The sequence below is a fragment of the Methylobacillus gramineus genome, from assembly GCF_020532675.1.
Classification (GTDB): Bacteria; Pseudomonadota; Gammaproteobacteria; order Burkholderiales; family Methylophilaceae; genus Methylobacillus; species Methylobacillus gramineus.
The window spans coordinates 307,420-328,490 of sequence record NZ_JAJAVE010000001.1; the positions used below are offsets into that span (position 1 = coordinate 307,420).

Below are 21,071 nucleotides of genomic sequence, written 5' to 3' on the forward strand. Positions count from 1 at the left end.
GGGGCATGACTCTGTCTACCAGCTTTGCCTAGCGTGCAATGAAATACATTTCCACCCGCGGGCAATCGCCCGCACTGAGTTTCAGTGAAATCCTGTTGGGCGGCCTTGCCCCTGATGGTGGTCTCTATCTGCCTGAAAGTTATCCGCAGTTTAGTGATGCGGATCTCAATGCCATGCGTGGCATGCATTATCGGGATCTGGCGTTTACCCTGTTGTCACGCCTGATTGATGATATCTCTGCAGCAGACTTGCGCGCGATTGTGGATAACACCTATCGTGCCGAGGTGTATGCGAATGCACGCCCGGGACAGAATGTGGAAGATATCACCCCGGTACTCAAACTGGAAAAAGATCTTTACCTGCTTTCGCTCTCCAATGGCCCCACGCTGGCGTTCAAGGATATGGCCATGCAGTTGCTGGGCAATCTGTTTGAATATGTCCTGGCCAAGAAGGGCGAGACCACCAATATCCTCGGTGCTACTTCGGGGGATACCGGATCAGCTGCGGAATATGCCATGCGTGGCAAGCAGGGCGTGAATGTATTCATGCTCTCGCCACACCAGAAAATGAGCCGCTTCCAGACTGCCCAGATGTTCAGCCTGCAAGATGACAATATCTTCAATATCGCCGTCAAGGGTGTGTTTGATGACTGCCAGGACATCGTCAAGGCGGTATCCAATGACCATGCTTTCAAGGCTGAGAACAAGATCGGTGCTGTTAACTCCATCAACTGGGCGCGTGTTGCGGCCCAAGTGGTGTATTACTTCAAGGGTTATTTTGCGGTGACCAGCGACAATAGCCAGCAGGTCAGTTTTGCTGTGCCATCAGGTAATTTTGGCAATGTCTGTGCTGGCCATATTGCCCGTATGATGGGGCTGCCGATTGCCAAACTGGTAGTCGCCACCAACGAAAACGATGTGCTGGACGAGTTCTTCCGTACTGGAGTCTATCGCCCCCGAGGCGCTGCCAATACGTATCACACTTCCAGTCCCTCCATGGACATTTCCAAGGCCTCCAATTTCGAGCGCTTTGTGTTTGATCTGGTGGGGCGCGATGGTGCCAAGATGCGCGAATTGTGGAAACAGGTGGATGCAGGCGGTGCATTTGATCTCAATGCGGATGGCCTGTTTGCCAAGGTAGCGGATTACGGGTTTGTGTCGGGTAGCAGCAATCATGCACACCGCATGCAGACCATCAAGACTACGTACGATCAATACCATGTCACAATTGATACACACACTGCGGATGGCCTCAAAGTAGCGCTGGAGCATCGTGAGGACAACATTCCCATGCTGGTATTGGAAACTGCCTTGCCCGCCAAGTTTGAAGATGCGATTGTCGAGGCATTGGGTGAGCGGCCTGAGCGTCCAGCCAGCCTGGATGGTCTTGAAAACCTGCCACAACGCTTTGAAGTGATGGAGGCTGATATTGCCACTATCAAGCAGTTCATTGTTGCTCATACTAAATAATCGGGAGATGGAATGAAGGTCTATCACGACTTGATGCGCCACGTACTGGAGCACGGCCACAAGAAGGAAGACCGCACCGGTACCGGTACCCTATCCGTGTTCGGCTATCAGATGCGATTCAATCTGGAGCAGGGTTTTCCATTATTGACGACCAAGAAGGTCCATCTCAAATCCATTATCCATGAGCTGCTCTGGTTCCTGCAGGGCAGTACCAATATTGCCTACCTCAAGGAAAATGGGGTTCGGATCTGGGATGAGTGGGCCGATGAAGCTGGTAACCTGGGCCCGGTGTACGGCTATCAGTGGCGCAACTGGCCCAAGCCGGATGGCACGCATATAGACCAGATTAGTCAGGTAATCAATACGCTCAAGCATAATCCAGACTCACGTCGTATCATTGTGTCGGCCTGGAATGTGGCTGACGTTGATCAGATGAAACTGCCTCCCTGCCATGCTTTTTTCCAGTTCTACGTTGCGGATGGCAAGCTGTCATGCCAGCTTTATCAGCGCAGTGCGGATATTTTTCTCGGGGTGCCATTCAATATTGCGTCTTACGCATTGCTCACCATGATGGTGGCTCAAGTATGTGGTCTCAAGTTGGGAGATTTTGTGCATACGCTAGGCGATGCGCATATCTACCTCAACCACCTGGATCAAGTACAAGAGCAGCTGTCGCGTGAGCCTTTCCCATTGCCCAGCATGCATATCAACCCGGATGTGAGTGATATATTCAGCTTCCGCTATGAGGATTTCACGCTGGAAAACTATCAATCACATGCTGCCATCAAGGCCGCTGTAGCTGTCTGACTGAATCGGGCAGGGGCGTGCTTCAATTGCTGGGTGATGATATAGCCTATTTCTTCATGTGTGGTAGAACCTACATGATCTGTACCCATCGACGATGCCCGTTCTAGCTTGGCTGGCGTCGACATAGAACTCTAAAAACTGCGACTTAGTAATGACCTCCTCTTCTTATAAATCAGTACCGCCAGTATTACGTAAAGTCCATATTCTGGCCGTTGGTTTGGCCTTGCTGATTGCCACTTTTTCCTTGATTCTGGTGGAGTATGCGACATTAAAAAGCAGTCTCTCCGATAAGTTGCAAGTCCAAATGCAGATTGTGGCCAGCAATATTACGCAGACCTTGGATGCTGGTAAGCATAAATCGATAGAGAATGTATTGAGCAGTTTGTCCGCTGCGCCCGAAATTGATGCGGTTGCCTTGTATGGCTTGCAGCAGGAGCGTATAGCGCATTATGTTCGCAATGGCCAGCTGCCCGATATGGCGGCCAAGTCTCCGGTCACGGAGTTAACCGTTAATACGAATCTGCTGAATGCTGAAATCTGGCAACCAGTTATGGAAAAAGGCCATCAGCGTGCTGTGCTTTACGCCAGGGCTAATCTAAAACAGTTGTACCGTAATCTGCTTTGGTATATCGGTACCACAATCATGGTGATGCTGGTTACGCTATATGCTGCGGCCAGTCTGCTTAGCCGGCTGCAACGCGCGGTACTGCAGGCCGAAGAGCGCGCCGGATTCCTGACCAATTACGATACCGTTACCCATCTGCTGAACCGTTATGCGTTTAATCAGCGTTTCCAGACCCTGCTCGATGAGGCGCAACAAAAGAGTAGTGTGTTGGCCTTGTTGGTGTTTGATCTGGATGATTTCAAGGTTGTTAATGATACCTTGGGACATGATGTGGGGGACATGTTGTTGCGTGTGGTGGCACAACGCATGGTAGCAACAGGCAATCTTGATCATGTGATTTATCGCGTAGGCGGTGATGAGTTCGCCATGATTCTGGAAAAGAGCGAAGAGGTGGAGAATATTCACGCTATTGCCAATCGCTTTATTGAGGCGCTGGCTGCCCCGATAGCAATTAATGACCGTAATCTCTATGTCGGGGTCAGTATCGGTGCCAGCCTCTATCCTTACGATGGCGAGGATGCTGCGCATCTATTGCGTGATGCCGATGCTGCTATGTACTACGCCAAAAGTCGTGGCAAGAATAATTTCCAGATGTTTTCTGTTGAAATGCATCATAAAAGCTCCAACCGGTTGACCCTTGAAAGTGAAATGCGCGTCGCGCTGGAGCAGGGACAGTTTGAATTGCATTACCAGCCGCAAATTGCCTTGCCAAGCCAGAAACTGATCGGCGTAGAAGCGCTCATCCGCTGGAATCATCCGCAGCGTGGAGTGTTGATGCCAAGTAATTTTATCCCTATCGCAGAGGAAGTCGGGTTGATTGTGCCGATTGGACAATGGGTGCTAAGAGAAGCCTGCCAGCAAGCCATGGCATGGAAAGCCGCCGGGATAGAGGGGCTGAGAATGAGTGTCAATCTTTCTGGGCGACAGTTCCGTCAAGAGTCTTTGGTTAATGGCGTCACCCAGATTATTGAAGAAACCCATATGGATACAGACCTGTTGGAGCTGGAAATTACCGAGACGGTATTGATGGAAGATGCTGAAACCACGATTACGCGCTTGAAAGAACTTAAAGCGATGGGCATTCATCTTTCCATTGATGATTTTGGAACCGGCTATTCTTCAATGGCCTATCTCAAGCGTTTCCCGGTCAGTCGACTCAAGATAGACCGTAGTTTTATCCGTGATATACCACTTGATGCAGATGATGTGGCGATTACGACGGCTACTATACAGATGGCGCATAGTCTGAAGCTGGAAGTCGTGGCTGAAGGGGTTGAAAATCAGGTACAGCTACAATTTCTCTGCGCACAGGGATGCGATATTGCCCAGGGTTTCTTGTTCAGCCAGCCTGTAGATAGGCATGCGATGACTGAAATTGCGAAAGCGCGTGAAACCTGATAAGAAATTTTGGGATTTTATGGAAAATAATTCGGGATTTTTTCCCGAAAAATAAATTCTCATATATAATTCAGCCAGTTTATAAAAAAATTGGAGATGACAATGAAGAAATTCGCACTAAGCATTAGCGCATTGGTATTTGCTGCAACCAGCACTCTGGCTCTGGCTGATCACCACGAGTTCCCAAAAACAAAAGTAAGCCTAGAAAAATGCTTGCAAGCCGCTCTCAAGACTAAAGCTGGTGATGTAGTCAAGGTTGAGCTTAAGCTTGAAAACAAAACTCCGGTCTATGAGTTTGATATCGAATCCGCTGATGGTACTGCATGGGATGTAGAGTGCGATGCCAACACAGGCAAGATTGTGGAAGTTGAGCAGGAAGTTGATTCTGCTGACCATCCTTTGTTTAAGGCCAAGCTTAAAGTGAATGAAGCAGATGCACGCAAGACTGCACTTGCTGCTTACCCAGGTGAAATCGTTGAAGTTGAATATGAAATCGAGAAGGACGGTTCTGCTTCTTACGAGTTTGATATTAAGACCAAGGATGGTAAGGAAATCAAGGTAGAAGTGGATGCAACCAGCGGTAAGGTGGTCGAAGCTCACCAAGAGTTCTACCAGATCGGTAAGGAATAAAAGTTTCTGACTGTACGGACAGTCAATCAACGCTCCTTAGGGAGCGTTTTTTTTGACTATAGGTTTTGGGGGTATGGCAATCAATATGGATGCGGCAGTTAAAGCTGGGCCTATGAATGCCGTTAATAAGGCATAGATCAGATTCAGCAAAGGAGTCACCGTATGGATATCAATGCGATTGCCAATGTCGCCACTGAACTTTCTGCCACCAAGCTGCAGCAAGAGGTGGGAATTAGTGTGTTGAAGAAAGCGCTGGATATCAGCTCATCCAATGCGCTGGCTTTGCTTCAGGCATTACCTCAATTGCCATCTGCGCCTAATCTGCCTGATCATCTCGGTCAAAACGTCAACACGACCGCCTAGACAGTAGCCTTCCTGAATGTAGCCTGATGTATTAGGCGAGATATTGCCTCACAATAAACCAAAAGCCCTGCAATGCAGGGCTTTTGGTTGGGAATAAAAAAACAGACCTTCTCGGGGAGGATAAAGGCCTGCTATGAGGAGCCTGGAGATAATATGTTCGGGTTATGCGCTAACTAATTTACCACTTCTGAGTTTTACTTGGTCACCTACAGAATAGCGTGGTTTGCTATATTGCATGACGGTATTCAGGTTGCCGTTACCCATTTTCACCTTGATCATATAAGCAATATTGGCATTTTCTGCGCTGTATAGCTGATCAATATCACTGTCAAATGACCGTATAGAGATGATTGTTCCACAATCCTTACATGCTTTTTGTTGCTGAGGATTGCTTAACTCTTTATTGTTAGTGCTGCTACTCATCCTGTTGTTGATCGTCTCACCAACGGCCATTGTCGCATTGGTTTCTGTCATGAGCTCTTGTGCCAAATCAGGGCGATAACTATGCGCAGTTGGGATCAGGCCAGTAATGGCAGCACTTCCCAAGAGGCTGAATATGGTGAGGGCCGTTGCAGCGACCAATACCATAGGATGTGTTTTTTTAATATTGTTAGACATTTTTTCAGTCTCCGACGATTTATCATGCACTCAACTTAAACGGAACAGCTGAGTTTTTGCTGATTGATATATAGCGAAGATCGTGCCAACTTTAAATAGCTTAATTTAATCAATAGCTTGAAGGTTATTTGTAGGCTTGTGACCACTATTTAATCGTCTCCATAAAGAGACAATTAAATAGTGCTTGTAGTAAGTTATTGAAAAATAATGATAAATTAAGTCTCTGAATTGAGACGTCGGCATTGAGCGTTACATTAGGAGTTACTGTCGTTCTTGAATAATGCAGGGGTCAGCTGGTGACGTTGTAGGAGTTTATAAAACTCGGTGCGGTTGCGCTGGGCAAGGCGAGCAGCTTGTGTCACCCCTCCATTAGTGGCTTTCAGCAGTTTTACAAGATAATCCCGTTCAAAGTTTTTGCGTGCAACCTCAAAAGGCACGATACCGCCTATATCATCTTGCAACGCCTTTTGTACCAGTGTGGCCGGGATTAACGAGGTGGTGGACAGGACAACGGTTTGTTCCACAATATTTTGTAGCTGACGGACATTGCCAGGCCATGGTGCAGCGATCAGAAGTTCAAGAGCCTCAGGTGCAAAGCCATTGAGTTTCTTACGATATTTAGTGGTCAGATCATTCAGGAAGTTATTGGCTAGCAATGAGATATCCTCACGCCGCGCAGCAAGTGCGGGAATTTCCAGGCCCACCACATTAATACGATAATACAGGTCTTCACGGAAACGTCCGGCTTTCATTTCTTCTGCCAGGTTACGATGGGTGGCGGAAATCACACGGACATCAATATTAATACTGGCATTCGCCCCCACGGGGCGGACTGCGCGCTCCTGCAAGGCCCGTAGCAACTTGACTTGCAAGGGTAGGGGCATGTCGCCGATTTCATCCAGAAACAGCGTGCCGCCATCAGCGGTCTGGAACAGGCCCTTATGGTCACGCAGTGCACCAGTAAACGCCCCTTTGCTATGGCCAAATAGTTCTGACTCAAGCAGGGCTTCAGGAATGGCGCCACAGTTAATCGCAATAAACGGTTGTTGGTTACGTGGACTGGCCTGGTGAATCGCCCGTGCCAGTAGTTCTTTACCGGTTCCGCTTTCACCTTGAATGAACACGCTGGCGTCGGAAATCGCCATCAGCTTGGCTTGACCAAGCAGATTTTCCATTTGAGGACTACGGGTAATAATGGTTTTACGCCACTCGTGGTCATCCTCGCTGTTGGTGTGATGCAAGGTGCCAGTGCCTATGCGCAGAGCCGCTTCCACTTGCTGTAATAGTGACTTGCTATCAAAAGGCTTGGTGAGAAAGCCGAATACGCCGCGCTGTGTGGCATCAACCGCTTCAGGAATCGATCCATGGGCAGTCACCATGATGACGGGCAGTGACGGATCAGACTTATGGATAACATCAAACAATGCCAGTCCATCCATACCAGGCATGCGTAAATCAGTAATGACGAGGTTAGGTCGACTGATGGCAATTTGCGACAAGGCTTCATCTGCGTTGGTAGCAGTAATGACCTGATATCCCGCAGCTTTGAGCCTCATTCCCATCAGTTTAAGAATGTCTGGATCATCATCGACTGTGAGAATTCTTTTTGTAACTTCAGTCATTTACCACTTCCTCGACTTAGCTCTTTCAGTGATTTCTGCATCATGGTCCTCTCAATTTTCTTTAGTTCATCCAGTTTTTGCTGCAAGGCATCCGCTTTTTGCTGGTTTTCTTCGGTGCGTTTCTGCTCATCACGGATGCGCTGGCTGAGTTTGCTGGCTTCCAGGGCATATTCCCTGAGAATAGCGACCATCATTTTCTCTTCCGAGTTCAGCCGTTTTTCGCGCGTCAACTCATCAAGCAAGGGTTGTGCCTTGCTGGAGTCACGTAAACGGCTACCAGGAATGGAGTAAATCATGGCTGCCTTGACTTTATGATGCAATTCATCACGATGCGCGCTGATTTTGTCCTGAATTTGTGTCAGTTCTTTTTTCTGTGTTTCTGGGGTCATCTCTGAAAAATCAAATGCAAACTCCAGCAGGCTGGGCTGATGGTAACTGGTAACAGCAGTCTGGCTAGTGCTGGGCTGATGCAAAGGAGTGCTGTCGGATTTTTTGGTCTCCAGGTCAGTTTTTGCAGGAGTAGGGCTTGTATGCGCGCAAGCGGTGAGAAGGACACTGAATACTAGGGGGGGGAATACATGCAATTTCATGATTTTACAGCTTTCAATGGCAATGAAACGCGGAAGTGAGCACCGCGTTCTGAAGGTAATAGAATAATTTCGCCGCCGTGGGCATCTGCATATTCCTTGGCAATGGAGAGTCCCAGTCCGCTGCCGCTGACCAGGCTTTCATAGACGCTGTCACCACGATAGAAGGGGTCGAACAGCTTGGCCTTGTCTGCAGACATGACACCAGGGCCGCCATCATGAACTTCAATAATGGCATGACCGGATTGCTGGGTGATGCTGATGCGGATATTGCTGGATTGAGGGGTGTACTTGATGGCGTTGGAGACCAGGTTATCAATCACGGAATGTATCTTCTCCTGGTCTGCCATGATCTCGGTAGGGAAAAAGTCGCGCTGGATATTAATGGCTTTAGTAGAAATCGTCAGCGAATAATCGCCAAGAATTTCCTCTGTCAGTTTGGTTAAGGCGATCTGCTCCAGTTTTAAATGTGGTGCATGAAATTGGACCGCAGTATAACTCAGCAGGTTTTCTATCATCTTTTGTAAACGCAGGCTGCTTTCACGCAAGATGCCCGCAATTTCACGTTGCTGTGGCGTCAGTGCACCGCCTACCTCATCACTAAGGAGTTCACTGCCTTCACGAATTGCCGTGAGCGGGGTTTTCAGTTCGTGCGAGACATTACGCAAAAAGCGTTGTTTTTGCTGATCCAGTTCATTGAGTTGAGCGCGTAGCCAATCCAGGCGCTCCCCAAGGCTGCGTAGGTCACCCGGCCCATCAATGCTGATAGGCTCCTTGTAGTCACCTTCTCCCAGTTTACGGATCGCGGCATCCATGCGGCGTATCGGCTGTGCTACCAGAAAGGTGATGATAATGGCAACCAGCAGGGCAACAGGAATCAGCGTCAGGGTTTGCCACAACATGATTTGCTGGGTGCGCTCTGCTGTTTCTGCAAGGATGGCCGATTCGCGGTCAATCTGGCGGTTATTTTCGTCCAGGATATCTTGGGCTTTGCCAGTCAGCTCCGCAAACTTTGCCACCATCTCGTCAGCCGGTACGGCTTGGGCAGGATGTTGCATCACATTCTGATAGAGCGTGGCTTCTTGCTGGGTGAGCTGATGCAGTGAGGTTTTCTGCTTGCTGGTCAGTGGCAGCCGGTCCAGATCTTCCAGGGAGTCGATAAACTTGTCATGCGCACGTTCATAGTTATCCAGTAGTAGCTCGTCCTCCAGCACCCAATATTGGCGTGCACTGCGCTCCATGAAGGTAATCTGCTCCACTAGCGCACGGCTGGCACGGGTTGCCTGTACTGCCTGCGTGACGGTGTCGCGGCTTTGGGTTGCCAGTCTGTCCAGATAGAGTGCCGCATTACCAAAAGCAAACAGCAATGGCAGCATGGCGAGTGCAAAGCCGATCAACAGCAGTTTAAGAAATGATTTAGGGTAGGCGATTTGCAAGCGGGTTATCCATCTGATCGGCGAAGGGGGTCTTTTATGTTAACCCATATGCCAATTTACCGGGAGCGGTGATTGTCTTACAAACTTGCTAGACAAAAACTCCACGTATAATGGCGCTATGGCTAATCTTTCTCTTATTGTTGCGGTCGCCCAGCAGCGGGTGATCGGTTTGAACAACACCTTGCCCTGGCATTTGCCTGAAGATCTTAAACGATTTCGCGCATTGACCACGGGACATCACATCATCATGGGTCGCAAGACGTATGATTCGCTTAACCGTTTGCTGCCTGACCGTACCACGGTCATTGTGACGCGTAACCGCGATTATCAGGTGTCAGGTGCACTGATTGCCCATTCCCTGCAAGAGGCGGTGCTACTGGCTGAAGGGGATGACGAGGTTTTTCTTATCGGTGGTGCCGAGTTATACCGCGAAGGCTTGCAGCTGGCAGATCGGCTTTATATCACACAGATTGATGCTGCGTTCGAAGGAGATGCTTTCCTGCCTGAATTCGACCTGACAGATTGGCAGGAGATAAGCCGTGAGCAACACGTCAGCGCCAAGGGCCTGTCATTCACCTATATGACTTATCAGCGCCAATAGTTTGCTGATAAAAAAAGCCCCGATCGCATCACACAATCGGGGCTTTTTAATAGCAAGTTGCCTAGCTGATGACGCAGTCTACGTAGTAGTTTGCCTTGCCATCGACTATCTCTTTTACTAAGCCATGGACGTCAGTCTCAAATCCTGGGAAACGCTCGTTGAACTCCCGAGCAAACTGCAGGTAGTTGATGATGATCTTGTTAAAGCGTTCGCCTGGAATCAACAAAGGAATACCTGGAGGATATGGCGTCAGCAGCACAGCGGTGATCCTGCCTTCCAGATCGTCAATCTGCACGCGATCTATCTTGCGATGAGCCACCTTGGCAAAGGCATCGGTAGGCTTCATGGCGGGTACCATATTGGATAAATACATTTCCGTGGTTAAGCGCGCAACGTCATTGGCCGTGTAGATTTCGTGGATCTGCTTACATAGTTCTTTCAGGCCTATGCGCTCATAACGTGGATGCTTGGCGACAAACTCGGGTAATACCTTCCACAACGGCTGGTTCTTGTCGTAGTCATCCTTGAACTGCTGTAATGCCGTTACCATGGTGTTCCAGCGACCTTTGGTAATGCCAATCGTGAACATGATGAAGAAGGAGTAAAGACCGGTTTTCTCCACAATGACGCCATGCTCCGCCAGATATTTGGTAACGATGGCAGCCGGAATACCGATGTCATCCGAGAATGCACCATCGACATCCAAGCCAGGCGTGATAATGGTGGCCTTGATCGGATCCAGCATATTGAAGCCTTCGGCCAGATTGCCGAAACCATGCCAGCGTTCGCCCGCTTTCAGCATCCAGGCAGCACGTTCTTCTATGCCTTCTTCAGACAGGTCATCAGGCCCCCAGACCTTGAACCACCAGTCAACGCCCCATTCTTCATCCACCTTGCGCATGGCACGGCGGAAATCAAGCGCTTCCATGATGGACTCTTCCACCAGGGCAGTGCCGCCAGGCGCTTCCATCATGGCCGCCGCCACATCACAGCTGGCAATAATCGAGTATTGCGGGCTGGTGGATGTGTGCATCAGATAGGCCTCGTTGAAGAGGTCACGATCAAGCTGGATATCCTGTGCATCCTGCACCAGAATTTGCGAGGCCTGGCTCAATCCCGCCAGTAACTTGTGCGTGGACTGGGTGGAAAATATCATGGATTCTTTGCAGCGTGGGCGATCGGCGCCTATGGCATGGTAGTCGCCATAGAAATCGTGGAAGGTGGCATGCGGTAACCAGGCTTCGTCGAAATGCAAGGTATCAATCTTGCCATCGAGCATTTCCTTGATTTCCTCAACGTTATAAAGCACACCGTCGTAAGTCGACTGAGTAATGGTCAGCACGCGTGGTTTAACAGTCTTGTCACCAATAAATGGGTTGGCTTCGAGTTTTTTCTGGATGTTTTCCCAGCAAAATTCCTCTTTGGGGATAGGACCAATAATGCCGAAGTGATTACGGGTCGGCATCAGGAAAATCGGGATAGCCCCGGTCATGATGATGGCGTGCAATACTGACTTGTGGCAGTTACGGTCCACAATCACTACATCGCCCGGTGCCACTGTGGAGTTCCAGACGATCTTGTTGGACGTGGAGGTGCCATTGGTGACAAAGTATAAATGGTCACAATTGAATATGCGGGCGGCATTGCGTTCAGACGCAGCTACCGGGCCCGTGTGGTCTAGCAGTTGGCCCAGTTCATCAACGGCATTGCAGACGTCGGCGCGCAACATGTTCTCACCAAAGAACTGGTGGAACATCTGCCCCACTGGTGACTTCAGGAAAGCGACACCGCCGGAGTGCCCAGGGCAGTGCCAGGAGTATGAGCCATCCGCCGCATAATGCGTCAGTGCACGGAAGAATGGTGGAGCCAGGCTGTCCAGATAGGTACGTGCCTCACGCACAATATAGCGTGCGACAAACTCTGGCGTGTCCTCGAACATGTGAATAAAACCATTGAGTTCACGCAGGATGGCATTGGGAATATGGCGCGATGTGCGTGTTTCGCCATGCAGGAAAATCGGGATTTCCTCATTACGGAAACGAATTTCTTCAACGAATTTGCGCAGGTTTTCCAGTGCGTGTGGAGATTCCTCCACAAATTCTTCATCATCAATCGACAAAATAAAGGCAGAGGCCCGACTTTGCTGTTGGGCAAAGGAGGTCAGGTCACCGTAGCTGGTGACACCTAAAACTTCAAATCCTTCATCCTCTATGGCCTTGGCCAAGACCCGGATACCTAGGCCGGAAGAATTTTCTGAGCGGAAATCTTCGTCAATGATGACGACTGGAAAACGGAATTTCATGAGGCCTCCTGAAGGCTGCCTAGAATTAAAAAAAGCGGAATATAGCACACTCAATCGCGCGTTATGCTATTTCAACCAGTAATTGAATATTACAAACTCACATCATATCTTGGGCAGAGTAACGCCGACTTGTCCTTGGTATTTTCCGCCTCGGTCTTTATAGGAGGTTTCACATACTTCATCGGACTCCAGGAACAGGACTTGGGCGCAACCTTCGCCAGAATATATCTTGGCAGGCAGCGGCGTGGTGTTGCTGAATTCCAGCGTGACATAGCCTTCCCATTCAGGCTCAAATGGGGTGACATTCACAATGATGCCGCAACGGGCATAAGTGGATTTGCCAAGACAGATCGTAAGTACGCTGCGTGGAATGCGGAAATACTCAACAGTGCGAGCCAGCGCAAAGGAGTTGGGCGGAATGATGCAGTAATCGCCGTTAAATTCCACAAAGGAATTGGGATCAAAATTCTTGGGGTCAACGATGGTGCTGTTGATATTGGTAAATACCTTGAATTCGTTGGCGCAGCGGATATCGTAACCATAGCTGGATGTGCCATATGAAACGATTTTCTCGCCATTCACCTCGCGGATCAGCGTGGGCTCAAACGGCTCGATCATGCCGTGCTGCTCAGCCATGCGGCGTATCCATTTGTCGGATTTAATGCTCATTGCAGTCTCTTTCGCTAGAAAGACAAAAAGCGGAGTGTATTTACTCCGCTTTAATTCTTGTCATAAAAATGAATAATTACTTGTGATCGCCACCCAGCTCAATGCTATAGCGCCAGAACTGGTCTTCCTGTTCAAAGATCACCTTGGAAGCTTCTGGGTCGCTGCTGCCTGCTGGGTACTGATGCACGGGCTTGCGATCCTTGGCCCAAGTTTCAATGACTGGGTCTACCAGGCGCCATTGGGCTTCCACTTCGCTGATATGCAGGTAGAGCGAGTTATCGCCTTCCATCAGGTTGAGCAGGAGTGCCTCGTAGGCATCAATGCTTTCATCGCCTTCCTGACGGTTAGCTGCATCCAGTTGGATGGTGCGTGTGGCAATATCCAATCCTGGAATCTTGGATTGAATTTCCAGTTTGATACATTCGCGTGGCTGAATGCCGATAATCAACCAGTTTTGGTCTTGACCGTTACCCAGTTGCAGCGGGGCTTGCTTGAAGCGAACTGAAATACGGGTGTCGGCTTCATGCAGGCGTTTAGCCGTGCGGATATAGAACGGTACCCCTTTCCAGCGCGGATTATCGATAAACAGTTTAAGCGCGGCATAGGTTTCCACAACGCTGCTGCTGTCACCAAGTTCTTCCAGATAACCGGGGACTTTTTCTACCTTCACTTCACCCGCCGAGTATTGGGCGCGGAAAGCGTGTTTTTCAAGTTCATTGGCAGGAATCGGGCGAATGGCTTCCAGCACCTTGATTTTTTCTGCACGTATGTCATCAGGGCTCAGTGAAGCGGGCTGTTCCATGGCGGTCAACGCCAGGGTTTGCAATACATGGCTCTGAATCATGTCACGCAGGGCACCAGTAGCATCATAGAACTGGGTACGTTCGCCTACACCGAGTTGTTCGGTATTGGTAATTTGCACGTGATCAATGTGCTGGTTATTCCAGAGCGGCTCCAGTACCGCATTGGCAAAGCGTTGCAGCATAATGTTCTGCAAGGCTGATTTGCCCAGATAGTGATCTATACGATAGATCTGGCTTTCCTTGAGGTGCTTGGTGATTGAGGATTGTAGTTGCTGTGCAGACTTGAGGTCGGTGCCAAATGGTTTTTCAACCACTACACGGCGCCAGTACTTGTCTTCCTGGGTCAGGCCAACGGCTGCAAGCTGTTCGACAATCGTCGCAAAGTCGGAAGGGCGCACGGACAGGAAGTAAGCCAGGTTCTGCGGGAACACAGCCTCATTCGACAACGTTGCCTTGAGGCGGTTGAATGCATCCTTGTCTTCCGGCGGATTGGCGTGATACTGATGACGCGCGATAAAACGTTTGAATACTGCCTGGTCATATCCCTTGGGGAACTTGGCATCCAGCATGCCCTTGATGTCGGCTAACCAGTCTTCACGGGAAACCTGGCTACGGCCTACGGACAGGATGGTCATTTTTTCCGGCAAGCGGCCTGCTTGGTCCAGGCGGAACAGGCCAGGCATGAGCTTGATACGGGAAAGATTGCCACTGGCACCAAACAGCACAAGTGTACAAGGGTCTATGACTTTCATTCAGTATTCTCTAAGTAATGTTGATAATTTGGAGATAGATGCCGAACATCATACGCCAGGCATGATGTTCGGCATGTGATGCCTTTACTTGGTTTTGACTGCGTGACCGCCAAATGCATTACGCATCAGGGACAGCAGTTTGTAGCTATAGCCTTTGGAATCCTGGCTTCTGAAACGTGCTTGCAATGCCACGGTCAGTACTGGAGCTGCCACGCCTTGATCCACGGCTTCCACTACGGTCCAGCGGCCTTCGCCTGAGTCTGCAACATAAGGGACAATCGAGGACAGCTCCTGGTCATGGGCCAATGCTTCAGCCGTCAAGTCCAGCAGCCAGCTACGAACAACGGAACCATGACGCCAGAGTTCAGTGATCTGAGCCAAGTCCAGGTTAAATTCTTCCTTGCCCTTCAATAAGTCCAGGCCTTCCGCAAACGCCTGCATCATGCCGTATTCAATACCGTTGTGTAGCATTTTGGTGAAGTGGCCGGAACCGACAGGGCCTACATGCGCCCAACCGCGGTCTTCGTGGGTCAGGGCCTTGGCAATCGGTATAATCACTTCAGCCGCTTCCTTGGATCCGCCGTACATCAGGCAATAGCCGTTTTCCAGGCCCCAGATACCGCCAGAAGTGCCACAGTCGATAAAGTGTATGCCGTGTTCAGCCAGGAATACGCCACGGCGCTGACTGTGCTTGTAATTCGAGTTACCGCCATCAACGATGATGTCGCCCTTGTTCAGCAGGGGTACGAGATCCTTGATCTGGTTTTCCGTGATATCGCCGCTTGGCAGCATGAGCCAGACAATTTTTTGTGGTTCACCAGACAGTTTTTCAACAGCATCTGCTACAGACTTTGCTGGGATCATGCCGTTGGCCAGAGAAATTTGATTCACGGTATCTTCATTGAAGTCGAAGCCAACCACTTCAATACCATGTTTCAGCAGGCGGCGTGTCATATTGCCACCCATTTTTCCAAGACCTATCATTGCGAGTTTCATTGAGTTTTCCTTGATGAGGAGAATGCCATCTTCCTTGTGGGTAAGACTTTTGGGGTAAGATGAACTTAGTTGATAATTAAGATCAGCGTGTAACTTGATAATTATAACGTGAAGGTTTTACATCATGCAAAATACAACGCAATCCCTGGTGATTAATGGCCAGGTGAGCCGATGGCAGGTTTTTACTGCGCAGGAAGCGCTTTACAGCAGCGCGGTCCAACATATTGAAGAAGCGGCAAAAAATGCAATTGCCCGTTATGGCAAGTTCAGCATTGTGCTGGCAGGTGGAAGTACGCCTAAAAGTGTCTATCAATTGTTGCCCAAGATAGACACGGACTGGAGCAAATGGCATGTGTATTACGGCGATGACCGTTGCCTGGCACCAGAGCACGAGGAGCGTAATAGCCTGATGGCCCAGGATGCCTGGCTAAAGCATGTCGCTATTCCAGCGTCCCAGGTACATGATATTCCTGCCGAGCGTGGCGCAGTGGAAGCCGCCGCGGCATATAACGAAACGCTGGCGGACATTGGCGAGTTTGATCTTGTATTGTTGGGCTTGGGAGAGGATGGACACACCGCCAGTTTATTCCCCGGACATCATTGGGATGATAGCCAGGCAGCAGTCGCCGTGTTTGATGCCCCCAAACCGCCGCCTGAGCGTGTATCTATCAGTGCAGGCCGCCTGAGTCATGCCCGGGAAGTGGTCTTTTTTGTGACTGGTGCGGGCAAGCAGGAAGCTGTGAATAACTGGCGCACTGGGGTGGATATCCCTGCCAGCTTCATCCGACCCAAGAATGGTGTGGATGTCTATATTTTTGGCGTTAATCTCTAACCCTTTGCCTGTTTAACCTTGTACGCGTTGTGCTACCGGTCAATTCTTTGCACCACATTTTAGATTGTGTAATGGGATTTTTCGGTAGAACCATGCATGGGTTGCTGAGTTTGATTGAATATTCTCAGCTGCATCTGCGCGATCATCCTGATGCAGGATAGATCAATGTGTAATTTCTTCCAGGACTTAGAAAAATAATATGAAATCAAGACTCTCCATCATCACTTTGCTTATGGCCGTGGTGGTCACCTCTGGTTGTACTACCAATGTGCGTACGCCGACCAATGCCCAGAATCCTGCTCCGCTTGAGCCATTCTCTAAATTCTCCAGTTTTGAGTTGAAACCTATCAATACGGCTGAAGATTGTGCCAAGCAACGCGGTGCGGATGTTGCCTTGACCGATGTTCAAGGACAATTGAACTGGAAACTGGGGCCGATGGTAAAGGACTGGAATAGCAAGACTGCGAGTGGTACCCGTAAATTGCTGATAGAGCCTATCTGTAGTGATGTGAAGCTGGTGGGTACAGCGGGACGTATTCTGGCTGGGGCGCTTGCTGGCAGTTCCGCGATTGTCATGAAAATGCGTTATACCGAAGCGGACACTGGCAAGATAATTGCCGAACCCGTGTTCTACCAGCGAGCTAATGCAATGGGCGCGGCTTACTCGTTTGGTGGTACTGATCGCAATATGGCGGCGCGCATTAGCGAATTGATGATTGCCTATGCACGGAATAATTATGACGCTGCGGTGGGTGGGCCAACCGGTAGTGCTGATGTTGTGCCAGTCAGCACTACCAAGAAATAATCATACTGTTGCAGATAATAAAAAACCCACGCTGAGAGGCGTGGGTTTTTTATTATCTTAGATGCTTGCTGTCAGGTGTTTTGAATCACGATGTTCGGGAATTTGCTACTGTAATCCTGACTGAGCTGGGCCAGCTTGACTGCTGTAGTACGGGCAATCTGCCGGTAGGTGGCGGCGATAGCGCTGTCTGGCTCTGCCACTACCGTAGGTTTGCCGCCATCGGTCTGTTCGCGGATGCGAATATCGAGCGGCAGGCTGCCCAATAGTTCGGTCTTGTAGTCCTGGCACATGCGTTGCGCTCCGCCAGCGCCAAAGATATGTTCCTCATGGCCGCAATTAGAGCAGATATGGGTGCTCATATTCTCGACAATGCCGAGTATGGGGATGCCCACTTTTTCAAACATCTTTAAGCCTTTGCGCGCATCCAGCAGGGCAATGTCCTGGGGGGTGGTGACAATGATGGCACCAGTCACCGGGACTTTCTGCGACAGTGTGAGCTGGATGTCTCCGGTGCCGGGCGGCATATCCACTATCAGATAGTCCAGATCCTTCCAGCGGGTGTCACGGAGTAGTTGTTCCAGTGCGCCGACCACCATGGGGCCACGCCAGACCATCGGCGTATCGATATCGACGAGAAAGCCTATCGACATGGCCTGCAGGCCGTACCGCTCCAGTGGCTCCATGCTTTTGCCATCGCTGCTGTCAGGCCTGCCACTGATGCCCAGCATCTGCGGTTGTGAAGGCCCGTAGATGTCTGCATCCAGAATGCCAACGCGTGCGCCTTCAGCAGCCAGAGCCAGGGCCAGATTCACAGCCGTGGTTGATTTCCCCACGCCACCCTTGCCGGAAGCGACAGCGATAATATTTTTGATATTGGGTAGCAACTGTACACCGCGTTGCGCTTTGTGCGAGACAATGTGGCTGCTGATACCGACAGAGACATTGCTCACGCCCGGCAGGGTTCTCAGCGCTGTTTCCACGAGGCCCCTGATCTGGCTGAATATACTGTTGGCGGGGTAGTCCAGCACAATATCCACCGAAATATGATTGCCATTGATTTGGATGTTGCGAGCCGCCTTGCTGCTAACAAAATCCTTGCCTGTATTAGGGTCTGTGACCGTTCGGAGGATGTCCTGAACCTGGGACTCAATAAGCGTCATGAGTATGATTTCCTGCAAATTCTGAATGAGTCATTCTAGCGCATGCGGATTGCTTATGTGAAACCGCTTCAGTTTGCTAAAATGCAGGATTACATTGTCTGAATGCCTGCGATTCCATTATGTCTGAAAATGCATCACGTAAAATCCTTGTTACCTCAGCCTTGCCGTATGCGAATGGCAGCATTCACCTGGGGCATATGGTCGAATATGTGCAGAGTGATATTTGGGTGCGTTTTCAGAAGATGCAGGGCCATACCGTACATTATGTGTGTGCTGATGATACCCATGGCACGCCCATCATGCTGCGTGCCGAGAAAGAAGGGATTACGCCAGAGGAGTTGATCGGTCGCGTCCATACCGAGCACTATGCAGATTTTTCCGATTTCCTGATCGAGTTTGATAATTACTATTCGACCAACTCCGAGGAAAATCGCGAGTTATCCAGCCGTATTTATCGTGAACTGAAGGCCAATGACAAAATCGCTACCCGCACAATTGAGCAATATTACGACCCGGTCAAGAATATGTTCCTGCCGGATCGGTTTATCAAAGGCGAGTGCCCAAAGTGTCACGCCAAGGATCAGTATGGCGATTCCTGCGAGGTCTGTGGCACCACCTATAGCCCAACTGAGCTGATCAACCCTTATTCTGCGGTATCGGGCGCTACCCCGGTACGCAAGGAAACCGAGCATTATTTCTTCAAGCTGAGTGAGTGTGAAGAGTTTCTCAAGCAGTGGACACGTTCTGGCACCCTTCAGGCGGAAGCGGCCAACAAGATGGGCGAGTGGTTTGGTTCAGGCTTGTCAGATTGGGATATTTCGCGCGATGCGCCTTACTTTGGCTTTGAAATTCCCGATGCGCCCGGCAAGTATTTTTATGTCTGGCTGGATGCGCCTATCGGCTATATGGCCAGTTTCAAGAACCTCAGTGACAGAATAGGGCTGGATTTTGACGAGTACTGGAAAGCGGATTCCAAGACCGAACTGTATCATTTCATAGGCAAGGACATCCTGTATTTCCATGCCTTGTTCTGGCCAGCCACGTTGCAATACTCTGGATATCGCACACCAACCAAGGTATTTGCCCACGGCTTCCTGACCGTGAATGGCGAGAAAATGTCCAAGTCGCGCGGGACCTTCATTACTGCGCGTAGTTATCTTGAGCATGTAAAGAACCCGGAATACCTGCGCTATTACTATGCGGCCAAGTTGAATGGCACCATGGAGGACATCGACCTCAGTCTGGATGATTTCATTGCGCGCGTGAATAGCGACCTGGTGGGCAAGTACATCAATATTGCCAGTCGAACAGCAGGGTTTATCAGCAAGCGCTTCGACAGCAAGTTGGCAGCCATTGCGGATAATGCTGTCATCAACGAACTACGCACAGCTGCTGACGCCATACGCACCAGTCTTGAAAGTCGTGACTCAGGCCGTGCTCTGCGGGAAATTATGGCACTGGCAGATAAGGCGAATGGCTATGTGGCGGAGAATGCGCCGTGGGAAATGGCTAAACAAGCAGGACGTGAGGACGAATTGCATCAGGTATGTTCGGCTTCTCTGGAAATGTTCCGTTTGTTGACGCTTTACCTCAAACCGGTATTGCCAGGACTTTCTACTGCGATTGAAGATTTCCTGAATATCAATCCTCTGACCTGGGGAGATATTGATCTGCCTTTATCCGCAGGTCATATCATCAAGCCTTATCAGCACCTGGTGACGCGTATCGATCCCAAGCAGGTGGAAGCCATGGTGGAAGCCAATAAAGAATCTTTACAGCAGCAGGCGGGCACTGTGTCTGCTGCTCCTGCTACTCAAGATGCGAGCGCGGAGGAGGGCGAGTACATCTCAATTGATGATTTCACCAAGGTGGATTTGCGAATTGCCCGCATTGCCAATGCTGAACATGTGGAAGGCGCTGAAAAATTACTCAAGCTGACCCTGGATATTGGTGAAGAAAAGACGCGTCAGGTGTTTGCCGGGATTAAGTCGGCTTACGATCCAGAGACGCTTAAAGGTCGATTGACGGTGATGGTAGCGAACCTAGCACCGCGCAAGATGAAGTTTGGCTTGTCTGAAGGTATGGTACTGGCTGCCAGTGATGAGCGTGGCGGGCCTTTTATCCTGAGTCCTGATAGCGGTGCCCAAGCGGGTATGCGAGTGAAGTAGCTCGTCTGCTTGAGCGGAGCAGCCCAAAATAAAAGCCCCATCTGGGGCTTTTATTTTTTGGTTACAAGGAGTTTTAGTTTGGTTTCTTATCTGACTTGGCTGGTTTTTCGGTTTTAGCCGCTTTGCCTACTGTGACTTCGCTACGCAGATTGTCTACGCTCTTTTTACCGAAGCCCTTGACGTTATCCAGGTCATCTATTGACTTAAATCCGCCATTGGCCTTGCGGTAATCAACAATGGCCTGGGCTTTTGATGGGCCAATTCCTTTAACGGTTTCGAGTTCTGTAACAGAGGCTGAATTTAAATCTACTGCGGCAAAGGCGTTGAGTGCGAAACTGAATGCGATAGCAAATACCAGAAACAATTTTTTCATCATTTTTCCCCGAGTTGATAGAGATATAAGGTAGGCCCGCCATTAAGACCTCTAG

At 49.8% G+C, this 21,071-nt stretch carries 19 protein-coding genes; 9 read left to right on the plus strand and 10 right to left on the minus strand.

Annotated elements, in window-relative coordinates; translation table 11 throughout:
* Positions 1–38 precede the first annotated feature (38 nt).
* The 5 genes from thrC (at position 39) to LG201_RS01500 (ending at position 5,292) form a co-directional block, all read left to right on the plus strand.
* A complete protein-coding gene (thrC, locus tag LG201_RS01480) occupies positions 39–1,469 on the plus strand; it encodes a threonine synthase (protein WP_226770413.1) in 1,431 nt (476 codons plus the stop codon).
* 12 nt (positions 1,470–1,481) lie between these two features.
* Entirely contained in the window at positions 1,482–2,276 is a 795-nt protein-coding gene (locus LG201_RS01485) for a thymidylate synthase (protein WP_226770414.1), read from the plus strand.
* Positions 2,277–2,427: 151 nt separating this feature from the next.
* Complete coding sequence (locus tag LG201_RS01490) at positions 2,428–4,299, plus strand: putative bifunctional diguanylate cyclase/phosphodiesterase (RefSeq protein WP_226770415.1); 1,872 nt, start codon at positions 2,428–2,430, stop codon at positions 4,297–4,299.
* A 102-nt stretch (positions 4,300–4,401) separates the two neighbouring features.
* Positions 4,402–4,929, plus strand: coding sequence for a PepSY domain-containing protein (locus LG201_RS01495; protein WP_226770416.1), 528 nt, complete (start codon positions 4,402–4,404; stop codon positions 4,927–4,929).
* Positions 4,930–5,091: 162 nt separating this feature from the next.
* Positions 5,092–5,292 carry a YjfB family protein gene (locus LG201_RS01500; RefSeq protein WP_226770417.1) on the plus strand — a complete coding sequence of 67 codons (201 nt, stop codon included), beginning with the start codon at positions 5,092–5,094 and terminating at the stop codon, positions 5,290–5,292.
* 162 nt (positions 5,293–5,454) lie between these two features.
* Here LG201_RS01500 and LG201_RS01505 read toward each other — a convergent pair whose 3' ends face one another.
* From LG201_RS01505 to LG201_RS01520, 4 genes are all read right to left on the minus strand, one after another.
* Positions 5,455–5,910, minus strand: a complete 456-nt coding sequence (locus LG201_RS01505) for a hypothetical protein (protein WP_226770418.1) — start codon at positions 5,908–5,910, stop codon at positions 5,455–5,457.
* A gap of 254 nt (positions 5,911–6,164) precedes the next feature.
* Positions 6,165–7,532, minus strand: coding sequence for a sigma 54-interacting transcriptional regulator (locus LG201_RS01510; RefSeq protein ID WP_226770419.1), 1,368 nt, complete (start codon positions 7,530–7,532; stop codon positions 6,165–6,167).
* Positions 7,529–8,122: a hypothetical protein gene (locus LG201_RS01515; protein ID WP_226770420.1), complete on the minus strand. Its 594-nt coding sequence runs from the start codon at positions 8,120–8,122 to the stop codon at positions 7,529–7,531. Before LG201_RS01515 ends, LG201_RS01510 begins: the two co-directional genes overlap by 4 nt.
* The gene (locus tag LG201_RS01520; RefSeq protein ID WP_226770421.1) at positions 8,119–9,555 is read right to left on the minus strand and encodes a HAMP domain-containing sensor histidine kinase; all 1,437 of its coding nucleotides are present in this window, start codon (positions 9,553–9,555) and stop codon (positions 8,119–8,121) included. Before LG201_RS01520 ends, LG201_RS01515 begins: the two co-directional genes overlap by 4 nt.
* Before the next feature lie 118 nt (positions 9,556–9,673).
* Between LG201_RS01520 and LG201_RS01525 the strand changes: the two genes are divergently transcribed.
* Complete coding sequence (locus LG201_RS01525; protein ID WP_226770422.1) at positions 9,674–10,156, plus strand: dihydrofolate reductase; 483 nt, start codon at positions 9,674–9,676, stop codon at positions 10,154–10,156.
* Between the two features lie 61 nt (positions 10,157–10,217).
* On the opposite strand, the gene LG201_RS01530 is transcribed toward LG201_RS01525, so the two are convergent.
* The 4 genes from LG201_RS01530 to gnd all read right to left on the minus strand — a co-directional run bounded on the left by LG201_RS01530 (position 10,218) and on the right by gnd (position 15,678).
* Complete coding sequence (locus tag LG201_RS01530) at positions 10,218–12,458, minus strand: arginine/lysine/ornithine decarboxylase (RefSeq protein WP_226770423.1); 2,241 nt, start codon at positions 12,456–12,458, stop codon at positions 10,218–10,220.
* A 102-nt stretch (positions 12,459–12,560) separates the two neighbouring features.
* Positions 12,561–13,127 carry a dCTP deaminase gene (gene dcd, locus LG201_RS01535; protein ID WP_226770424.1) on the minus strand — a complete coding sequence of 189 codons (567 nt, stop codon included), beginning with the start codon at positions 13,125–13,127 and terminating at the stop codon, positions 12,561–12,563.
* 76 nt (positions 13,128–13,203) lie between these two features.
* Positions 13,204–14,682: a glucose-6-phosphate dehydrogenase gene (gene zwf, locus LG201_RS01540; protein ID WP_226770425.1), complete on the minus strand. Its 1,479-nt coding sequence runs from the start codon at positions 14,680–14,682 to the stop codon at positions 13,204–13,206.
* Between the two features lie 84 nt (positions 14,683–14,766).
* Positions 14,767–15,678 (minus strand): phosphogluconate dehydrogenase (NAD(+)-dependent, decarboxylating), encoded by a 912-nt coding sequence (gnd, locus tag LG201_RS01545; RefSeq protein WP_226770426.1) that lies wholly within the window; start codon positions 15,676–15,678, stop codon positions 14,767–14,769.
* Positions 15,679–15,802: 124 nt separating this feature from the next.
* Here gnd and pgl point away from each other — a divergent pair, with 124 nt between their 5' ends.
* Positions 15,803–16,510, plus strand: coding sequence for a 6-phosphogluconolactonase (pgl, locus tag LG201_RS01550; protein ID WP_226770427.1), 708 nt, complete (start codon positions 15,803–15,805; stop codon positions 16,508–16,510).
* A gap of 199 nt (positions 16,511–16,709) precedes the next feature.
* The gene (locus LG201_RS01555; RefSeq protein ID WP_226770428.1) at positions 16,710–17,315 is read left to right on the plus strand and encodes a hypothetical protein; all 606 of its coding nucleotides are present in this window, start codon (positions 16,710–16,712) and stop codon (positions 17,313–17,315) included.
* 71 nt (positions 17,316–17,386) lie between these two features.
* Here the strand turns inward: LG201_RS01555 and apbC are convergent, their stop codons facing one another.
* On the minus strand, positions 17,387–18,475 hold the full coding sequence (gene apbC / locus LG201_RS01560) for an iron-sulfur cluster carrier protein ApbC (protein WP_226770429.1): 1,089 nt from the start codon (positions 18,473–18,475) through the stop codon (positions 17,387–17,389).
* A 119-nt stretch (positions 18,476–18,594) separates the two neighbouring features.
* Between apbC and metG the strand changes: the two genes are divergently transcribed.
* Positions 18,595–20,643: a methionine--tRNA ligase gene (gene metG / locus LG201_RS01565; RefSeq protein WP_226770430.1), complete on the plus strand. Its 2,049-nt coding sequence runs from the start codon at positions 18,595–18,597 to the stop codon at positions 20,641–20,643.
* A 73-nt stretch (positions 20,644–20,716) separates the two neighbouring features.
* On the opposite strand, the gene LG201_RS01570 is transcribed toward metG, so the two are convergent.
* Entirely contained in the window at positions 20,717–21,019 is a 303-nt protein-coding gene (locus tag LG201_RS01570; RefSeq protein ID WP_319006030.1) for a ComEA family DNA-binding protein, read from the minus strand.
* Between the last annotated feature and the right edge of the window lie 52 nt (positions 21,020–21,071).